At 69.5% G+C, this 18417-nt stretch carries 18 protein-coding genes; 9 read left to right on the plus strand and 9 right to left on the minus strand.

The window, feature by feature from the left end; genetic code table 11:
• Window positions 1–53: 53 nt before the first annotated feature.
• The 4 genes from AWC30_RS09845 to dnaA form a co-directional block, all read right to left on the minus strand.
• Window positions 54–605, minus strand: coding sequence for a DUF721 family protein (locus tag AWC30_RS09845; RefSeq protein WP_264000540.1), 552 nt, complete (start codon window positions 603–605; stop codon window positions 54–56).
• Window positions 602–1759 carry a DNA replication/repair protein RecF gene (gene recF, locus AWC30_RS09850; protein ID WP_085110022.1) on the minus strand — a complete coding sequence of 386 codons (1158 nt, stop codon included), beginning with the start codon at window positions 1757–1759 and terminating at the stop codon, window positions 602–604. The genes AWC30_RS09845 and recF overlap by 4 nt, the downstream gene beginning before the upstream one ends.
• 16 nt (window positions 1760–1775) lie before the next feature.
• Complete coding sequence (gene dnaN, locus AWC30_RS09855) at window positions 1776–2975, minus strand: DNA polymerase III subunit beta (RefSeq protein WP_085110023.1); 1200 nt, start codon at window positions 2973–2975, stop codon at window positions 1776–1778.
• Window positions 2976–3455: 480 nt separating this feature from the next.
• Window positions 3456–4907, minus strand: a complete 1452-nt coding sequence (gene dnaA, locus AWC30_RS09860) for a chromosomal replication initiator protein DnaA (RefSeq protein ID WP_085110024.1) — start codon at window positions 4905–4907, stop codon at window positions 3456–3458.
• A gap of 558 nt (window positions 4908–5465) precedes the next feature.
• Between dnaA and rpmH the strand changes: the two genes are divergently transcribed.
• The 9 genes from rpmH (at window position 5466) to AWC30_RS09905 (ending at window position 11614) form a co-directional block, all read left to right on the plus strand.
• Entirely contained in the window at window positions 5466–5609 is a 144-nt protein-coding gene (gene rpmH, locus AWC30_RS09865; RefSeq protein ID WP_019735309.1) for a 50S ribosomal protein L34, read from the plus strand.
• A 3-nt stretch (window positions 5610–5612) separates the two neighbouring features.
• Window positions 5613–5966, plus strand: coding sequence for a ribonuclease P protein component (gene rnpA / locus AWC30_RS09870; RefSeq protein WP_085110025.1), 354 nt, complete (start codon window positions 5613–5615; stop codon window positions 5964–5966).
• Between the two features lie 65 nt (window positions 5967–6031).
• Window positions 6032–6298, plus strand: a complete 267-nt coding sequence (gene yidD, locus AWC30_RS09875; protein ID WP_234808024.1) for a membrane protein insertion efficiency factor YidD — start codon at window positions 6032–6034, stop codon at window positions 6296–6298.
• A gap of 43 nt (window positions 6299–6341) precedes the next feature.
• The gene (gene yidC / locus AWC30_RS09880; RefSeq protein WP_234808025.1) at window positions 6342–7340 is read left to right on the plus strand and encodes a membrane protein insertase YidC; all 999 of its coding nucleotides are present in this window, start codon (window positions 6342–6344) and stop codon (window positions 7338–7340) included.
• A gap of 49 nt (window positions 7341–7389) precedes the next feature.
• The gene (locus AWC30_RS09885) at window positions 7390–7917 is read left to right on the plus strand and encodes a Jag family protein (RefSeq protein WP_085110027.1); all 528 of its coding nucleotides are present in this window, start codon (window positions 7390–7392) and stop codon (window positions 7915–7917) included.
• 72 nt (window positions 7918–7989) lie between these two features.
• A complete protein-coding gene (gene rsmG / locus AWC30_RS09890; protein ID WP_085110028.1) occupies window positions 7990–8685 on the plus strand; it encodes a 16S rRNA (guanine(527)-N(7))-methyltransferase RsmG in 696 nt (231 codons plus the stop codon).
• Complete coding sequence (locus AWC30_RS09895) at window positions 8574–9674, plus strand: ParA family protein (RefSeq protein WP_372507271.1); 1101 nt, start codon at window positions 8574–8576, stop codon at window positions 9672–9674. The genes rsmG and AWC30_RS09895 overlap by 112 nt, the downstream gene beginning before the upstream one ends.
• Window positions 9671–10663 (plus strand): ParB/RepB/Spo0J family partition protein, encoded by a 993-nt coding sequence (locus AWC30_RS09900; protein WP_085110030.1) that lies wholly within the window; start codon window positions 9671–9673, stop codon window positions 10661–10663. Before AWC30_RS09895 ends, AWC30_RS09900 begins: the two co-directional genes overlap by 4 nt.
• Before the next feature lie 240 nt (window positions 10664–10903).
• Entirely contained in the window at window positions 10904–11614 is a 711-nt protein-coding gene (locus AWC30_RS09905; protein ID WP_085110031.1) for an acetyltransferase, read from the plus strand.
• An 8-nt stretch (window positions 11615–11622) separates the two neighbouring features.
• Here the strand turns inward: AWC30_RS09905 and AWC30_RS09910 are convergent, their stop codons facing one another.
• From AWC30_RS09910 to murJ, 5 genes are all read right to left on the minus strand, one after another.
• Window positions 11623–12837 carry an N-acetylmuramoyl-L-alanine amidase gene (locus AWC30_RS09910; protein WP_085110032.1) on the minus strand — a complete coding sequence of 405 codons (1215 nt, stop codon included), beginning with the start codon at window positions 12835–12837 and terminating at the stop codon, window positions 11623–11625.
• Between the two features lie 170 nt (window positions 12838–13007).
• Window positions 13008–13349, minus strand: a complete 342-nt coding sequence (gene trxA, locus AWC30_RS09915) for a thioredoxin (RefSeq protein WP_085110033.1) — start codon at window positions 13347–13349, stop codon at window positions 13008–13010.
• Window positions 13346–14329: a thioredoxin-disulfide reductase gene (trxB, locus tag AWC30_RS09920; protein WP_085110034.1), complete on the minus strand. Its 984-nt coding sequence runs from the start codon at window positions 14327–14329 to the stop codon at window positions 13346–13348. Before trxB ends, trxA begins: the two co-directional genes overlap by 4 nt.
• 52 nt (window positions 14330–14381) lie before the next feature.
• Window positions 14382–14972 carry an RNA polymerase sigma factor SigM gene (gene sigM, locus AWC30_RS09925; RefSeq protein ID WP_085110035.1) on the minus strand — a complete coding sequence of 197 codons (591 nt, stop codon included), beginning with the start codon at window positions 14970–14972 and terminating at the stop codon, window positions 14382–14384.
• Window positions 14973–15036: 64 nt separating this feature from the next.
• A complete protein-coding gene (gene murJ / locus AWC30_RS09930; RefSeq protein WP_085110061.1) occupies window positions 15037–18393 on the minus strand; it encodes a murein biosynthesis integral membrane protein MurJ in 3357 nt (1118 codons plus the stop codon).
• Window positions 18394–18417 lie beyond the last annotated feature (24 nt).

The raw sequence follows: 18417 nt of genomic DNA on the forward strand, positions 1-18417 counted from the left end.
GCCCATGCCCGCGCTGTCTACTGTGCCCCGGTTATCCATCTACTGTGCCCCGGTTATCCATAGGTGTCGCGCGGGCCGCGGCCGCGGACGTGCCGGGGTCCCTTCCGCCAGGATGGCGCGACCGGCCCGGTGATCTTCAATGCGGTCACCACCCCGTCGCCGACCGCGGCGGCGATCTTCGCCAGCAGTTGGTTCTGGATCATCCGCAGCTGGGTGGCCCAGGCGGTGGAATCCGCCGACACCGACAGCACTCGTTCCCGCAATCCGGTCGGATCGGCGTGGTCGGCGATCTGGTCGCCGACCACCGCGCGCCACTGGGCGAACAGGGTGCCCTCGGCGACCCGCGGCGACCAGCCGCGGTGGCGGGCGAGATCGCGGGTGGCCGCCCCCAGCGGCTGCGGGTCACGGTGATCCGGCCCCGGCCCCGACCAGCGTCGCCTGCGTCCGCCGGGCCGCATCGGCCGGGCCGGGCCGCGTTGTTGGCCGGTGTCTTTTCCCTGGCTGCGCGCGGCGTGCCGGGCCTCCTCCAGGGTGCGCCGGACCAGGTCCATTCCGGGCAGGCCGGCGAGTGATTCGGGGGGGCCGGCGTCGTCGGGTCCGGTCACGACTGCACCACCGAGGTCTGGATCTCGGCTCCGTCGGCCAGGCCGATCGCTACGCGCCGGGCGTCCCAGTCCGGCGGTACGTCGTCGGCTACCGCGGCGGTCACCAGCACCTGTTCGGCGTCGGAGGCCACCGCGGCCAAGGCGTTGCGTCGCGCCTTGTCCAACTCGGCGAAGACGTCGTCGAGCAACAGCACCGGTTCCCCTCCGTCCAGACGGAGTAATTCGTAGCCGGCCAGCCGTAACGCCAGCGCCATCGACCACGACTCGCCATGGCTAGCGTAGCCCTTGGCGGGCTGGTCGCCGAGGCGTAACTCGAGGTCGTCGCGGTGCGGCCCGACCAGGCACACCCCGCGTTCCAGTTCGGCGTTGCGCCGCCGCGCCATCTCCTCGATCAGCACCTCTTGCAGTTGCGGCTGCCGCCCGGTCGGATCGGCCCACATCTCGGCGGTCAGCTCGACTCCGGCGCGATAGCCGATCGCCGCCGGCCGCGAGGCCGGGGCCAGCAACCGGTAGGCCTCGGCGACCTGTGGCGTCAGGTCGTTGACCAGCTCCATCCGGGCCGCCATCAAGGCGGCGCCGTGTTCGGCCAGATGGCCGTCCCAGACGTCGAGGGTCTCCAGCATGCCGCTGTCGGCCCGGTGGCGGGACGGAGCGCTTTTGAGCAACGCGGTGCGCTGGCGGACCACCTTGTCGTAGTCGGCTCGAACCGCCGCGATACGCGGCCGGCGCTGGGTGGCCAAATCGTCGAGGAACCGGCGCCGCTCGCCGGGGTCACCGCGGACCAGCGCCAGGTCCTCCGGGGCGAACAGAACGGTCCGCAGGACCCCGATGACCTCACGGGCACTGCGCACCGGAGAGCGGTTCAGCCGGGCCTTGTTGGCGCGACCGGCGTTGATCTCCAGGTCGACGGCCAGTTCCCTGGCGTCGTTGACCACGATGGTCGACACGAGCGCGCGTTGCGCGCCGGCACGGATCAGCGGAGCGTCGGTGGCGACGCGATGCGAGCCGAGGGTCGCCGAAAACCACAGCGCCTCAAGCAGGTTCGTCTTCCCGTAGCCGTTGGGACCGATGAACACGGTACGACCGGGCTCCAGTTCCAGATCGACCTCGGCCCAGGAACGGAAATCACGGAGGCCCAGGTGACGCACATACATCGGTTGATGCGCTACCTCAGCCGGGCAGACGGACCGGCATCAGCAGGTAGACGTAGTCGGTGTCGACGGCCGGGAACGGTCCCGGACCTGCAGGTGTGGAGTCGTCGGCCGTGGCGGGCCGCAACACCGCCGGCTTGTTGGAGGTGGTGAATCCCAGCCACACCTTCTCGGTGTGCACCGAGCCGAGCCCGTCGCTGAGATAGCCCGGGTTGAACGCGATCGTCAACGGCTCGCCGGTGAAGTCGACCGACAGGTCCTCCTCGGCGCGGCCGACGTCGTCGGCGCCGGCCGAAAGACGAAGGGCGCCTTCGGAGAATTCCATCCGAACCTGCGCACCCCGGTCGGCGACCAGCGCGACACGCTTGATCGCGTCGGTGAGCTCGGCGACGTCGACCACCGCCACCGCGGTGTGCTCGGTGGGCAGCAACTGGCGGAACTTGGGGAACTCCGCATCCAGGAGCCGGGTGGTGCTCTGCTTGCCGTCACCGCTGATACCCAGCAGGCCGTCGGAGCCGACCTCGGTGCCACCGCCGAGCGACAGGTGCACGTCAGCGCCGTGGATCCCGGTCTTGGCCGCCTCCGCCAGGGTCTTCGCCGGCACCAGCACAGCCGCCTCCAGGTCGGCCGTCCCGGCCGACCAGGTGAGCTGGCGGACCGCCAGCCGGAATCGGTCGGTGGCCGCCAAAACCACAGTGGCGCCGGAGATCTCCATTCGGATACCGGTCAACATCGGCAGGGTGTCGTCCTTGCCCGCGGCCACCGCCACCTGGCTGATCGCCTCGGCGAACAGGTCGGCGGACAGACTGCCGGTCTCATCGGGAAGCTCCGGCAGCGACGGGTAGTCCTCGACGGCCATCGTCGGGAGGGAGAATTTCGCGTTCCCGCAGGTCAGTGCGACGCGGGTGCCCTCCACCTGGACGTCGACAGGCTTGGCCGGCATGGCTCGGGTGATGTCGGACAACAGCCGACCGGACACCAAAACACTTCCGGGGGTAGCGATCTCGGCTGGAACCCGGACCACTGCGGAAACCTCGTAGTCGAATCCCGAGATGGTCAGACCGTCGTCGGAACCGGTGAGCAGCACGCCGGCCAGCACCGGGTTGGGCGGACGGTTCGGCAGGTTCTTGGCCACCCAGGCCACCGCGTCGGCGAAGTCCTCACGAACCGCACGAAACTTCAGATCGGTGAGGTCAACGTTGGTCGCTGCCACGTCCATAGGTCCCTTCATCACCCCTGTTGAGTAACTCCATCGGCGACTACCGCGGCGACGAACACCTGGCCGTGCAACGCCACGACGACAGTAGCGTCGTCAAACCACAACCGTAGAGGTTTCGGTGGGTTCTTGAAAGTCGCTCGCAGAGCACCGTCAAGGCCGCTGGACAGCGATGAACGGCCCTGGACGGCATTGTCCCCAGCGACTGTGTTCAATGACTTTACCTGGAGAGATAGATCAGTATCAGTAGTAGGCGTTGTGGAGTCTGGGGATAACCGGTGATCGCTGCTGCTGGGAGCGCGGATCGCCTTGGGGAGCACCCGGTGGATGGTTTGTGTGCGGCTTGTGGACGGTTGTGGATCGTTTCCGGTTGTGGACGACGGTCCCAAGGTTGTGCGCCGTGACGCGGGTTCGGTCCACACGTTGTGCACAGCGTTCCACTGTGGCCGGTGGTGGGGGAGTGACAGAAAAAAGTGGGCCGGCTCAGGCGCGGGAGCGCTGCCGGATGCGGTTGGTGAGCTCTTTGACGTGATCGAAGACCTCACGCCGTTCGGCCATCTCGGCCAGGATCTTGCGCTGGGCGTACATCACGGTGGTGTGGTCGCGGTCGAAGGACTGCCCGATCTTGGGCAACGACAGGTCGGTGAGTTCGCGGCACAGATACATGGCGATCTGGCGCGGTTGGGCCAGTGCCCGCGACTTACCCGGCCCGCGCAACTCCTCGACGGTGGTGTCGAAGTATTCGGCGGTGGCGGCCATGATCGTGGCCGCGCTGATCTGCATCGTGCTGGGATGCGAGATCAGGTCTTGGAGCACCAGCTCGGCGAGTGCGGTGTCGATGGGGCTCTTGTTCAGCGAGGCGAAGGCGGTCACCCGAATGAGGGCGCCCTCGAGTTCGCGGATGTTGCGTTCGATGCTGCTGGCGATGAGTTCGAGCACGTCGCCGGGCACATCGAGCCGGTCGGTCTGGGCCTTCTTCCGCAGAATCGCGATGCGGGTCTCCAGTTCGGGCGGCTGCACGTCGGTGATCAGGCCCCACTCGAACCGGGTGCGCAGCCGCTCCTCAAGGGTGGCCAGCTGTTTGGGTGGCCGGTCGGAGGAGATCACGATCTGCTTGTTCGCGTTGTGCAGGGTGTTGAAGGTGTGGAAGAACTCCTCCTGGATCCCTTCCTTGCCCTCGATGAACTGGATGTCGTCGACCAGCAGCACGTCGATGTCGCGGTAGCTGCGCTTGAACGCGACCCGCCGGTCGTCGCGCAGTGAGTTGATGAAGTCGTTGGTGAACTCTTCGGTGGAGACGTATTTGACCCGCATGCCGGGGAACAGCCGCTGGGCGTAGTTACCGATCGCGTGCAGCAGGTGGGTCTTGCCCAGTCCCGATTCACCCCAGATGAACAGCGGGTTGTAGGCGCGGGCCGGCGCTTCGGCGACGGCCAGGGCCGCGGCGTGGGCGAATCGGTTGGACGACCCGATCACGAACGTCTCGAAGGTGTACCGGCGGTTGAGGGTGTTGGTTTCGCCGTCGTCGGGTTCGATCGGCCGTTCGGCGAAGTACGACGGCCAAGTCTCGCCGCTGACCAGTGTCTCGTGGTCGTCGTCGGCGGCATCGCGGGTGTCCTGGGCGGCGACCGGCTCGGTTGTCGGCGGCGCGATCCGCACGCCGAGCTCGATAGGTTCGCCGAGGCGCCGGCTCAAGACGTCGGTGATCCGGGTGCGCAGGTGCCGCTCGATTTCGTTCTGCACATAACTGCTGGGTACCGACAGCAACGCGAAGCCTTCGGCGACGGTCAACGGTTCGACCAGGTTCAACCAGGCGCGCTGCTGCGGGCTCAGTGGAGCGAAGGTGCCGGACGTCGGATTGTGACCGTCGCCGTTGAGTTCGGCGACGACGTCGCTCCAGATGGCACTGAATGCGCGACCCGGATCCTCAGTCAACGAAGCACCCCCTCCTGTGGGCCGAACCGGAGGCGCTGCGGAAACGCGCCGACCTCTCCACAGAAGTTATCCCCAACTGTGGATAGGGCGAGCCTTCGGTGCCACAGCACCAGGCTGCGTCACCAGCAATCGGCGCGCAAGCCAGTTCCCGGCGGGCCGGAGTGGCGACTGACTCGCTATCCGCGCTTCGTTGTCGAGCGCCGTTCCAGACCGAAACGACACGGCCAGAAGCTAACAGTTTTCGGCCACCGCGACCAACTGTTTGAGAAATCTCGGTGGTGACCAGGCAACGACGGCGCCCGGGCTGGCACGGGTGGGTCGGGGGAGGCGCAGGCCCGGGCTCCGGGGTCGGCGCCCGATGCGGAAAAAGTCCAGGTTTGACCCGGCGAAGGCGGCTCAGTACCCTCAAACAGTCGCCCGAACGTCGGCGATACGGCTGCGACCCGGCCCGGGGACCGCGCCGGTTACCAGCACGACACAGACCTTAACGACGGCCATCGAGTCCAACCACCGTGCATGGACAAGGGTTGCGCCGCCAGGTAGCGAGGAGAACGAGCCGTGGCCAAGGGTAAGCGGACCTTCCAGCCGAACAACCGCCGCCGTGCGCGGGTGCACGGCTTCCGGCTGCGGATGCGGACCCGGGCCGGGCGGGCCATCGTCTCCGGCCGGCGTCGCAAGGGCCGTCGCTCGCTGACTGCTTGATCCGTGCTTCCCGCGCAGTACCGTATGCGGCGGTCGACGGAGTTCGCTGACACCATCAAGCGGGGTACGCGCAGCGTCCAACCCGATCTCGTCGTGCACGCGCGACGCACCGGTTGTCCGGACGGGCCACGGATCGGCCTGGTCGTCAGCAAATCGGTAGGAACCGCTGTTGATCGCCACCGGGTGTCCAGGCGGCTACGTCATGTGGCCCGGGATCTGTTGGGGGAGTTGGACTCCGCCGATCGCATCGTGATCCGGGCCCGTCCCAGCAGTAGAGAAGCCGTCTCTGAAAGCTTCAACCGGCAACTGCAAGCCGGGTTCAAGCACGCGCTGCGTCGCGCCGGGGTTCCGCGGTGACGGCCGGTCGGATCGGTGCGGCGCCGGTGCGGGCGCTGATCTTTCTGATCCAGCTCTACCGGCACATGGTGTCGCCGCTGCGGCCGGCGACCTGCCGGTTCATGCCGACCTGCAGCCAGTACGCCGTCGACGCGCTGAGCGAATACGGGCTGGTGCGTGGCGGTTGGCTGGCCGCGGTCAGACTGGCCAAGTGCGGACCTTGGCACCGGGGCGGCTGGGATCCGATCCCGGAGCGGCCCGGCACGGACGATCACGGCTCGCGGCCCGACGAAGCCGCCGACAGCTGGCAGAGCCCAGCACAGCGAGGGGAGAGTGAGCGGCTTGTCGTTTAATCCGGTGAGTCTGGACTACATCTATTATCCGGTCTCGGCGATCATGTGGGTCTGGTACAAGCTGTTCGGCGTGCTGCTGGGCCCGACCAGTTTCTTCACCTGGGTGCTGTCGGTGGTGTTCCTGGTGTTCACCCTGCGGGCGCTGCTGTACAAGCCGTTCGTCAAGCAGATCCGCACCACCCGGCAGATGCAGGAACTGCAGCCCCAGATCAAGGCGCTGCAGAAGAAGTACGGCAAGGACCGTCAGCGCATGGCGCTGGAGATGCAAAAGCTGCAGCGCGAACACGGGTTCAACCCGCTGCTGGGGTGTCTGCCGATGCTCGCCCAGATCCCGGTCTTTCTGGGCCTGTTCCACGTGCTGCGCTCCTTCAACCGCACCGGCACCGGCATCGGTCAGCTGGGACTGTCGGTGGAGGAGAACGCCTCGGTGGGCAACTACGTGTTCAGCGCCGCCGACGTCGGCAACTTCTTGAACGCGAAGCTGTTCGGGGCGCCGCTGGGAGCGACGATGACCCAGCGCGGGCCCACCCTGGAGGCGTTCGGTGACGACTTCAGCCGCGGTGCGCTGATCGCGGTCGGAGTGCCGGTGATGATCCTGGCCGGGATCGCGACCTACTTCAACAGCCGGGCCTCGGTCGCCCGACAGAGCCCGGAGGCCGCCAGCAACCCGCAGACGGCGATCATGAACAAACTCGCCCTCTACGTCTTCCCGCTGGGCGTCGTGGTCGGTGGCCCGTTCCTGCCGCTGGCGATCATCTTCTACTGGTTCTCCAACAACATCTGGACCTTCGGCCAGCAGCATCTCGTGTTCGGGATGATCGAGAAGGAAGAAGAGGCCAAGAAGCAGGAAGTGCTTGAGCGGCGAGCGGCGAACGCGCCGGCTCCGGGCGCCAAACCCAAACGCAAGGGGAAGAACGCGCCGGTGGCTACCGAAGCCGAGTCCGGTGGCGCCACCGAGAGCGCGGAGCCCGCGGCCGTCGAGCCCGCCGCGCGCAGCACGGCTCCCCGCCCGGGCGCGAAGCCCAAGAAACGTAAGCGCTGAGCGGGTGGCGACCACACGGTCGCGACCCGGTGACAAAGGAGAGACAACGATGACCGAGGCCGACACCACCGAGGACGCCGAGACCACCCAGCCGGGCAGCGGCGGCGATGACCTCGAGGAGCGATTGGTCGCCGAGGGCGAGATCGCCGGCGACTATCTCGAGGAGCTGCTGGACCTGTTGGACTTCGACGGCGATATCGACCTTGACGTCGAGGGCACCCGCGCGGTGGTGAGCATCGACGGCGGCAAGGACCTGACCAAGTTGGTCGGCCGGGACGGCGAGGTGCTCGACGCCCTGCAGGAGCTGACCCGGCTGGCCGTGCACCAGAAGACGGGCGAGCGCAGCCGGCTGATGCTCGACGTCGCGGGCTGGCGGCGGGGCCGGCGGGCCGAACTGACCGAGCTGGGGGACAAGGTGGCCCGTCGGGTCGCCGAGAGCGGGGAGCGCGAGGAGCTCGCCCCGATGACCCCGTTCGAGCGCAAGATCGTCCACGACGCGGTCGCCGCGGTGGAGGGTGTGCACAGCGAGAGCGAGGGCGTCGAGCCCGCGCGCCGCGTGGTCGTCCTGCCCGATTGAGTCCGGGCCGGCCGAGCCCTCACCGCCCGGGCGGAGTTACAGCGGTGTAGTTCTGCGGAAGGCTGGTTTCACGTGAAACACGACGAGCCCGGGGAACCGCCCGAGGGAGCCGTCGCCGCGTTCGGCGACCGGCTCGAGATCGCCCGGCGGTATGCGGGGCTGCTCGCGGACGCCGGCGTGCAGCGGGGTCTGATCGGACCGCGCGAGACGGGGCGGTTGTGGGAACGGCACCTACTGAATTGCGCGGCGCCGGCGGAATTGCTCGGCGAGGGTGAGCGGGTCGTCGACGTCGGCAGCGGGGCGGGCCTGCCCGGTCTGGTCCTCGCGATCGCCCGACCGGATCTCTCGGTGACGTTGGTGGAGCCGTTGTTGCGCCGGACCCGGTTCCTGGACGAGGCGGTCGAGATCCTCGGGCTCGAGGTGGCGGTGGTCCGCGGCCGGGCGGAGGAGCCCGCGGTCCGGCAAGAGGTCGGTGGTGCGGACGCGGTGGTCTCGCGCGCGGTGGCCGGACTCGACCGGCTGACCCGATGGAGCCTGCCGCTACTACGGGAAGGGGGCCGGATGATCGCGCTGAAGGGCGAGCGAGCGGCGGATGAGGTCGCCGAGCACCGGCGTGGGATGATCGGCCTGGGAGCCGTCGATGTCAGGGTGAAGAAATGTGGCGTGGCGTTTTTGGAAGTTCCCGCGACCGTCGTGGTGGCGGAGCGCGGCCAGCACAAGCCGCCCCGGCGACGACCGGGACGCACACAGGGCAGGAGAGCAAGATGAACGCGCCCACCGGCCGGGAGCCCTCGACGCCATCCGGCCCGACGGACCGCCCCGCCGCCCGCCCGGTTTCACGTGAAACCACACCGCGGCCGGTTTCACGTGAAACCGGCTTCGAAGCGGACACCCCGATCGGGGCCGCCGCGGAGCGCGCGATGCGCGTCCTGCACACCACGCACGGTCGGCTCCCGCGACCGGCGCGACGGCGGGTTCTCACCGTCGCGAACCAGAAGGGCGGCGTCGGTAAGACGACCACCGCGGTGAACCTCGCGGCGGCCCTCGCGGTCCAGGGCCTCAAGACCCTCGTCATCGATCTCGACCCACAGGGCAACGCCAGCACGGCGTTGGGCATCGGCGACCGACAGTCCGGGACGCCGTCGTCCTACGAGGTGCTGCTGGGGGAGATTCCGGCGCGGGCGGCACTGCGCCAGAGTCCGCACAGCGACCGGCTGTTCTGCATCCCGGCCACCATCGACCTGGCCGGCGCGGAGATCGAGTTGGTCAGCATGGTGGCGCGGGAGAACCGGCTGAGCCGCGCGCTCGCCGATCTCGACGATGCCGACTTCGACTACGTCTTCATCGACTGCCCGCCGTCGCTGGGGCTGTTGACCATCAACGCGTTGGTCGCCGCCGCCGAGGTGCTGATCCCGATCCAGTGCGAGTACTACGCGCTGGAGGGGGTGTCCCAGCTGATGCGGAACATCGAGATGGTCAAGGCGCACCTCAACCCGCGACTCGAGGTGAGCACCGTGGTGCTGACCATGTACGACGGGCGCACCAAACTCGCCGACCAGGTTGCCGAGGAGGTGCGCCATTATTTCGGGGACAAGGTGCTGCGTACCGTGGTGCCGCGCAGCGTCAAGGTCTCCGAAGCGCCGGGCTACAGCATGACGATCATCGATTACGATCCGGGTTCACGGGGAGCGATGAGCTACCTGGACGCCAGTCGTGAACTCGCGCAGCGCGTCGCACCGCAGAAGGGACAGCGATGAATCAGCAGGCACGCAAACGGGGCGGCCTCGGCCGCGGTCTGGCGTCGTTGATCCCGACCGGACCGGCGGCCGGGGAGGACGACGCCGCCGACCTCGGCCCGCGGATGGGCGACAGCGCCGCGGACATCGTGCTCGGACGCAGCGGTGCGGCACCGGAGACCGCGGTGGGTGACGAGGTCGGTGCGGTCTACCGCGAGCTCGATCCGGCGCAGATCGGTCCGAACCCGCGTCAGCCGCGCCAGGTCTTCGACGAGGAGGCGCTCGCGGAGCTGGTCCATTCCATCCGCGAGTTCGGCCTCATGCAGCCCATCGTCGTCCGGGAGGTGCCGGGGGAGGACCCGCCGTATCAGCTGATCATGGGGGAGCGGCGGTGGCGTGCGGCGCAGGAGGCCGGCCTGACCGCGATCCCGACGATCGTGCGGGACACCGGGGACGGAAACCTGCTGCGCGACGCGCTGCTGGAGAACATCCACCGCGTGCAGCTGAACCCGCTCGAGGAGGCGGCCGCCTACCAGCAACTGCTCGACGAATTCGGCGTCACCCACGACGAATTGGCCGCGAAGCTGGGCCGGTCACGACCGCTGATCTCCAACATGATCCGGCTGCTGCGGCTCCCGGTCCCGGTGCAGCGTCGCGTTGCCGCCGGCGTGCTCTCGGCGGGCCACGCGCGCGCCTTGCTGTCACTGGAGGCGGGTGCGGACGCCCAGGAGGAGTTGGCGGCGCGCATCGTCGCGGAAGGTCTTTCGGTGCGAGCGACCGAGGAAGCGGTGACACTGGCCAACCGGGCCGGGTCGCCGACCCCCGCGCCGCCGAAGCGCAAGCCGATCCAGATGCCCGGGCTGCAGGACGTCGCCGAACAGCTCTCCGACGCCTTCGACACCCGGGTGACGGTGAGCCTGGGCAAACGCAAGGGCAAGATCGTCGTCGAGTTCGCCTCGGTGGACGACCTGCAGCGCATCGCGGCCTTGATGATCGCCGCCAAGGCGTGACCCGCCATCCGCCGCCGTTACGTCACTGTGACATATCGCGGTCCGGAATCGCGACGGGCGGTGCGTTCAACGCGAAACCCGTTGGGAAGCAGGTAGTTTCACCGCGATAGCGGGTGCAGCGCTCGGTGTGGGCGGAGCGGGGGCGGAGGGTGCGCGGAGCGCGGGCGGTTCCGGGCGATCTCTCCTATTCTGGAGGGGCCGCAGTCCAGTGGTAACAACGCGCGGAGGCCCGGGAAGCTAGTGTCCACTCAGATCACACCGCTGAGGCTCGAGGCGTTCGAACTGTTGCCCAAGTCGGCGCGCCGGTGCGTGTTCTGGGAGGTCGACCCGGCCACCCTCGGCGAGGACGCGCACCTCAGCGATCCGGAGTTCGAGAAGGAAGCGTGGCTGTCGATGGTCATGCTGGAGTGGGGTTCGTGCGGGCAGCTGGCGACGACGCCCCCGATCCGGGGCGGGTCCGGCGAGACCCGTTGTCTGGGCTATGTGTTCTATGCGCCGCCGCGTGCCGTGCCGCGCGCCCGCCGGTTTCCCACCGCGCCGGTGTCCGCGGACGCCGTGCTGCTCACCTCGCTGGGCATCGAACCCGGCTACGAGGCCGACAGGCTCGCGCAACAACTGATCGCCCGCGTTGTCGACGACCTGGTCCGGCGCGGGGTGCGCGCACTGGAGGCGTTCGGGCGCACGGCCGCGGTGCCGGAGCCTCCCGACGACCGGGACGCGGAGACGGCGACGGTGCTTGAGGCGGTGGGGGACTGCCCGCCGGGTCACTGCGTGGTCGATGCCGAGTTGCTGGAGAACGCCGGCTTCGTCGTGGTCGCCCCGCATCGGTACTTCCCGCGGCTGCGCCTGGAGTTGGACAAGGGCCTGGGCTGGAAGGCGGAGGTGGAGGCCGCCCTGGAACGGCTCCTGGAGAGCGCGCCGCTGCGGCAGACCGTGGGTGTGCCGGGTTGAGGAGGTGGCTAGGCGCCGCCCGCCCGGCCGGCCTGTTCGACGGCCAACTCGTGGGCGAGTAGCTCGGCGAAAGTCAGTGTGCCGGTGGGCCGGTCATTCTTCCCGAGCAGATACAGCCGCTTGACCGCGGCCAGGATGCCCTCGGCGAGCGCATCCCGCGCCGCCGGGTCGACCACCATCGCGCGATCCCGCGGATTGGTGAGGTATCCGATATCGACCTGCACGGTGGGCATCCGGGTCAGCCGCAGCAGGTCCCAGGTGCGGCTGTGGCTGCGACAGTTCGGCAACCGGGTGCGCGCCACCAGCTCCCGCTGGATCAGGTCGGCGAGACCGCGGCCCAACGGCGAGAACGAACCGTGGGCGTTGCCGAAGTAGAACGACGCGATACCGGTGGCCGCCGGGCTGGTGTGCGTCGCGCAGCGCAGGCTGATCATGAGGTCCGCGCCGATGTTGTTGGCGGTGGCGGCCCGCTCCACGTCGGACGGGCTCGCCTCGACCGACCGGGACAGGAAGGTCTCCATCCCGATCGCGGTCATCCGTCCCTCGAGCCGACGAGCCAAGTCCCACAACAGATCCGCCTCGCTCACCGGGCCTTGCGGTGTCTGGGTCAGCAGACCCGGCGCCGCGCCGCCCAGGCCCGGATCCAACACGATCCGGCGTCCGGAGAGCTTGGGTCCGGAACTGCGGACCGACTCCTCCTCCCGGATCGCGTGCGGCGAACCGCCGGTGACGCGGGAGCCGAGGAAGTACAGCGAGCGCAGCGTCTCCGGGCCGCAGATCCCGTCGGAGCGCAGCCCGTACTCGCGCTGGTAGGACATCAGCGCATTGTGGGTCTGCAGACCGAAGTGTCCGTCGACCAGTTCGGTGTAGAACCCCAGATCCTGCAGGCGCGCCTGCAGCGTCACCACGTCGTCGCCGTACATCGGCGCACCGAACTGGTGGTGCAGGATGCGTTCGCCGAGTCGGTAGGACGCCTCTTTGAGGGCGCGGTAGGTGGCCTCGCCGACCACCCCGTCGACCAGTAGGCCGCGGCGCTGCTGGAAGGCGCGTACCGCCTGGTCGAGTTCGGTGTCGAACACGTCGAGCGCCACCCGCTGGCCGGTGTTCAGGTCGGCGTCGGGACTCTCGACGAAACCCAGGTTCAGCAGGGCGGCGCGGATCTCGGTCACCGCGGCGCTGCGGTCGCCGAGACGCAGCGCGTCACCGCGGCGCGAACTCGACATCACAGGAATCCTCCGATTACGCGTCAGCCGTACACACCGCGCCGACGTTTGCTGGTCAGGCTGGGCAGTATTGTCTCAGACCCGACCCGGATGCGGAAAATTCCCGGTCAGCGTGTGGGCGAAGACATACCACGACATACCGCGACATACCGCGACGAACCGCGCGGCGATCAGCCCGGCAGGGCGTCGGCGAGCTCGCGGAGCAGGGCGGCTTTGCCCTTCGCGCCGACGACCCGCTTCACCGGCTCACCGCCGACGAAGAGGATCAGCGTCGGGATGGAGACGACCTGGTACTGGCGTGCGGTCTCCGGGTTGGCGTCGACATCGAGCTTGGCCACGGTGAGTTCGCCGGCCTTCTCCGCCGCGATCTCTTCGAGCACGGGCGCCACCATCCGGCAGGGCCCGCACCAGGTGGCCCAGAAGTCCACCAACACCGGCGTGCTGCTCGACACGACGTCGGCGGCGAACGAGTCGTCGGTGACCACCGTTGTGCCCGTGGCGTTTTCACTCACTGCGGCGCTCCAATCAGGTCGGGGCTGGTGGCCGAGGATTCGGCCAGCCAGCGTTCGGCGTCGATGGCCGCGGCGCAGCCGGTGCCCGCCGCGGTGACCGCCTGGCGGTAGGTCCGGTCCACCAGGTCGCCGGCGGCGAACACGCCCTCCACCGAGGTCTGGGTGGTCGGGGTCCGGACCTGGACGTAGCCGTCGGCGTCGACGTCCAGCGCGTCGCGCACCAACTCCGAGCGCGGGTCGTGACCGATGGCGACGAACACACCGGAGACCGCGACGGTGGATTCCGCCCCGGTGACGGTGTCGCGGACCTGCAGGCCGGTCACGGTGTCGGAGCCCTCGACGGCGACCGGGACGGTGTTGGTGAGGAACCGGATCTTCTCGTTGGCGCGGGCGCGCTCCAGCATGATCGCCGAGGCGCGGAACTCGTCGCGGCGGTGCACGATGGTGACGCTGCGGGCGAACCGGGTCAAGAAGGTGGCCTCCTCCATCGCCGAGTCGCCGCCGCCGATGACCGCCACGTCCTGGTCGCGGAAGAAGAACCCGTCGCAGGTGGCACACGAGCTGACGCCCCGGCCGAGCAGTTCCTGCTCGCCGGGGATGTGCAGGTAGCGGGCGGCCGCGCCCATCGCCAGGATCAGGGCGCGCGCCCGGTAGGTCTCGCCGTCGGAGGTGACGACCGACTTCACCGGCCCGGTCGGGTTGATCTCCTCGACGTCGGTCATCCGCAGGTCGGCCCCGAACCGCAACGCCTGCTCGCGCATCTGGTCCATCAGTTCCGGGCCGAGGATGCCGTCTTTGAAACCGGGGAAGTTCTCCACATCGGTGGTGGTCATCAGCGCACCGCCGAACGAGGTCCCCTCGAACACCAGCGGGTTCAGCTGCGCTCGGGCGGTGTAGAGCGCCGCGGTGTAGCCGGCGGGGCCCGACCCGACGATGATCACGTCGTGAACCGGGCTGTTCTCGGTGGTTGACGGGGACATACGCGCCTTTCCGCTAGTGCCGGGGGTGGCCACAGGAGCTACCAACGCCAGCCTAATCCCGGCTGTTCCCCGCCCCGCCACGGGCGGCCCCGACCGCGTCGGTCAGCAGCGTCGCCAGCCGGTCCCGGCCGCGCGCGCAGCGGCTCTTGACCGTGCCCTCGGCGACACCGAGCGCGCGCGCCGTGTCCGCGACCGACCGGTCCAGCAGATGCACCGCGACCACCGCCTCGCGCTGCGCCACCGGCAGGCACAACAGCGCGCGGCGGACCACCACCGCGGTGTCGACCTGCGCGGTCCGGTCGGCCACCGCGACGGACGCCGCACCGGTGTCCTCGAGCGGACGGGTGTCCTGGGCATGGGTGCGCAGCCGGTCCCGGCAGGCGTTGACCACGATGCGGTACAGCCAGCTGCTCACCGCCGCGTCCGAGCGAAACGACCCGGCGGCCCGGTGCACCGCCAGCAGCGCGTCCTGCATCGCGTCGGCGGCGTCCTCCGGGGAGCGGCTGCAGCGCCGCGCCAACCGGTGCAGCCGCCCGTGGTGGCGGCGGATCAACTCGGCGAACGCCGCCGGGTCGCCGCGCACATGGTCGGCCAGCAGGTCGGCGTCGCTGCGGTTGGGGCGGCCGCTCTCCGGAGGGTTCACGCCGCGGACGTTAACCAGCCGCGCGGGCCCGGGCACTTCACCGCGGGAAGTTACCCACAGGCGCTCAGGAGGCCGCCCGGACGGTGATCTCGGAGATGTCCGCCCGGCTCTCGCCGTTGGTGGTGCCCAGCTTCGAGATCCACACCAGCAGCGTCGACGTCGACTCCGACGAACTGACCTCGATGGTGTTCTCGCCGGGCTTCATCTTCTTGGCCGGGGCCAGCTCGGTGGTGTCGTCGAGCTTGGTCGGCGACGACGAGGACGCGGCCCGCAACTCGATCTCGGTGCCGGTGCTCGACACCGTGATGGTCACCGCGCCGACGGTGGTCGGTTCGGGCAGCTGCAGCAGCAGCCCCACCCCGCTCTTGAACCCGGGGAACGGGGTCGGGTCGGTGTAGATGTCGGTCTTCCAGGCGGTGGTGCGGTCACCGTCGATGGCCAGGCCGGCGTCGCCGGGATTGTCGGCGCCGCCGTCGGGGGAGAAGACGGTCGCGCTCACCGGGGTGACGACACTGCCCGCCGGAGTGGTGGGGCGGTTCTCGGCCCCGGACTCGGCGGCGGCCGACGGGGTGTTGAGCCCGAGCCGGTCCTTGTCCAGCCCGCCGCTCACATCGCCGAACATCCGATTGAGCACCGAGGCCAGCACGATCAGGAACACCGCGATGATGGCGACGCCGATCCCGGCGCCGATCAGGACCACCCGCCTGCGCTGCGCGAGCGCCTCGGCGTCCGGCGCCTCCGCGCGCGGTTCGACGTTCACCGGCGCGAGCAGATCGGTGTGATCGGCCACCACGGCGGCCTGCTTGAGCAGGTTCAACAACGTCGCGGCGCTGCGGATCCGGCCGGTCTGCCGGACCGAGTGCTGCGCGGCCGTCGAGATCTGGAACGGGATGTCGGGGTTGATCGTGGCGGGTTCGAGCGGCTGGCCCGAACGGTCCCGCTCGGCGGGTGGCAGCCCGCTGGCGGCCCCGCGCTCGTCCAGCGGCCACCGGTTGACCAGCAGCGCATAGAGCACCGCGCCGATACCGCCGATGTCGGACTCGGGGGCGGCGTCGGGCATGGTCGCCGGGAAGGCCAGCGCCACCTGGCCGTCGATGCTGACCCGCACCCGGCCCGGGTGGTCGATCGAGAGCGCCACACCGGCCCGGTGGGCGGCCTCGGCGGCGCCGGCCAGCGACTGGACGGCCCGGGTGGCGCCGATCGGGGACGGGGCGGTCTCGGCGACCTCGCGCAGCGACCCGCCGCGGATCCATTCGGCGACCACCAGCCCGCCGGCACTGGTGTGGGCGACGTCGAGGATGCGCGCGATCCCGGGGTGCTCGATGCGGCTCAGCCGCAGCGTGCGCGACAGGATGGTCTCCCGATCCTCGTCGGACAGCGTGTTCTCCGGGTCGACGAAGGTCAGTGCGACCTGCCGGTCCAAGGCCGTGTCGAGGGCCTGCCAGAACTGCAGCCCCGGCGGGCCGCCGTGGAACACCAGCAGCCGGTACCGGCCGCCGATCACGCTCGTGCCGGGCACCAGCTGCTGGTCATCGTCGGTATCGGTGACCGCCCGCCCGGGCACGTCGGAAACGGCGGGATCACCGCTGCCGGAGCGGCGCTGCGCCGCCACATCGGGTTGGAACGCATCGGCGGAGGAACCGCCCTCGGCCTGCGCCGAGCCGCCCGATGCCGTCGAGGAACTCTCGGTCACCTCCGGTCCTTTCGGTGTTCCGGCCCCGGCGCGCTCACCGGGAGGCACACGCCGAATGCCCGGCGATGGCGAATTGGTGTGTTCAGGGTACGCGAATGCGGGCTGCCGGGCGGGCCGGTCGGCCGGAAACGGGGCCGCGACGGCGGCGTCGCCACGGCCCAGCCGGCGCCGCACCGCATCGACCGCGGCCAGGGCGTCGGGCACCCGCGCCTGCACCAGGATCAGCGCCACCAGCGGCAGGATGAGCACACTCAGCACAGTCAGCCGCAGCAGCGACCCGATGCCGCCCAACTCGGTCCAGCGCGCCAGCCCCGCCAGCCGGTCGACGGCATGGGCGAGGGTGCCCGCCAGCAGCGACGCCGCGATCGTGACCAGCACCGTGCGAACCACCGGCAGCGCGATCAGCCGCCCGCCGGGCGGACGCAGGCGCCGGCGCAGCAGGATGTGCCCGACGATCGCGCCGGCCAGGAAACCCAATCCGTTGGCCAACCCGAGGAACCCGGCCACCATGTCGGGGTTGTCGGTGACGTGCGGCGCCAGCACCGATCCGATGATCTTGACCGTGGTGATGATCACGATGATGGCGATCGGTGTCCACGGTTGCTCGCGGGCGTAGAAGACCCGCAACTGCAGCAGCACCAGGGCGTAGGGGATGAGGGTGAACGCCGACAGCGAGATCGCCGCACCCAGGTAGCCGGCGTCCACCGACCCGAAGTTGCCGTAGGCGAAGAGTGCGCTGCCGATCGCCGGTCCGCCGACGGTCATCACCGCGACGATCGGGATCAGGGTGAGCATGGTCAGCCGGGTCGCCAGCGACAGATCGTCGAGCACCGCGGGGATGTCGTCGGCGGCGGCGTTGCGGCTCAACCGGGGCATCACCACGGTCAGCACCGTGACCCCGATCATCCCGAACGGCAGCATCAGCACCAGCCAGGTGTAGGTGTAGATGGCCGGCCCGGACGCCGCGGCGGTCGACGCGATCTGGTTTCCCACCACCAGTCCGATCTGGCTGATCAGCACGTAGAGCACCATCGCGGCGGCCATCGCACCGAACCGTTTGAGCCGGTCGTCGATGCCCCACAGTGGGCGCAGGCTGATCCGTTCGCGGCCGATCGCCACCAGCAGCACGGCGGCCTGGGCGACCACGCCCAGCGTGGTGCCGATGCCCAGGACCAGCAGTTTGGCGTTGCCCATCCGGACCGGGTCCACCGACAGTTCGCCGGGCATGATCAGGTACAGGACCAGGGTGGCGATGGCGATCACGTTGTTGACCACCGGCGCCCAGGCGGGCGGGCCGAAGATGTTGCGGTTGTTCAAGATCGCCATGAACACCGACGACAGGCCGTAGAAGATCACCTGGGGCAACAGCAGATAGGCGAACGCGGTGGTCAGCGGTTCGTTGACCTGCGGGTCGCCGCCCAGCATCAGCCGCACCAGCAGCGGGGCGGCGGCGACCGAGGCCACCGTGGTGACCAGCAGCAGGCTGGTGGCCAGGGTGACCAGCCGCCGAACGAAGGCCGCCCCGCCGTCGGGGTCGTCGCGTTCGGCGCGGGCCAGCACCGGCACGAAGATCGCGGTGAACGTCGCCTCCAACACCAGCGCCGCGATCAGGTTGGGCAGCTGGTTGGCCACCGAGAACGCGCTGGACAGCGCCGCACCCAGGATCGCGGCGAGCAGCACGATCCGGATGAACCCGGTGACCCGGCTGACCAGGGTCGCCAGCGCCATCCCCCAGGACCGGGAGACCACCGC

Origin of the sequence: Mycolicibacillus trivialis, from assembly GCF_002102395.1 — a bacterium.
Lineage (GTDB): Bacteria > Actinomycetota > Actinomycetes > Mycobacteriales > Mycobacteriaceae > Mycobacterium > Mycobacterium triviale.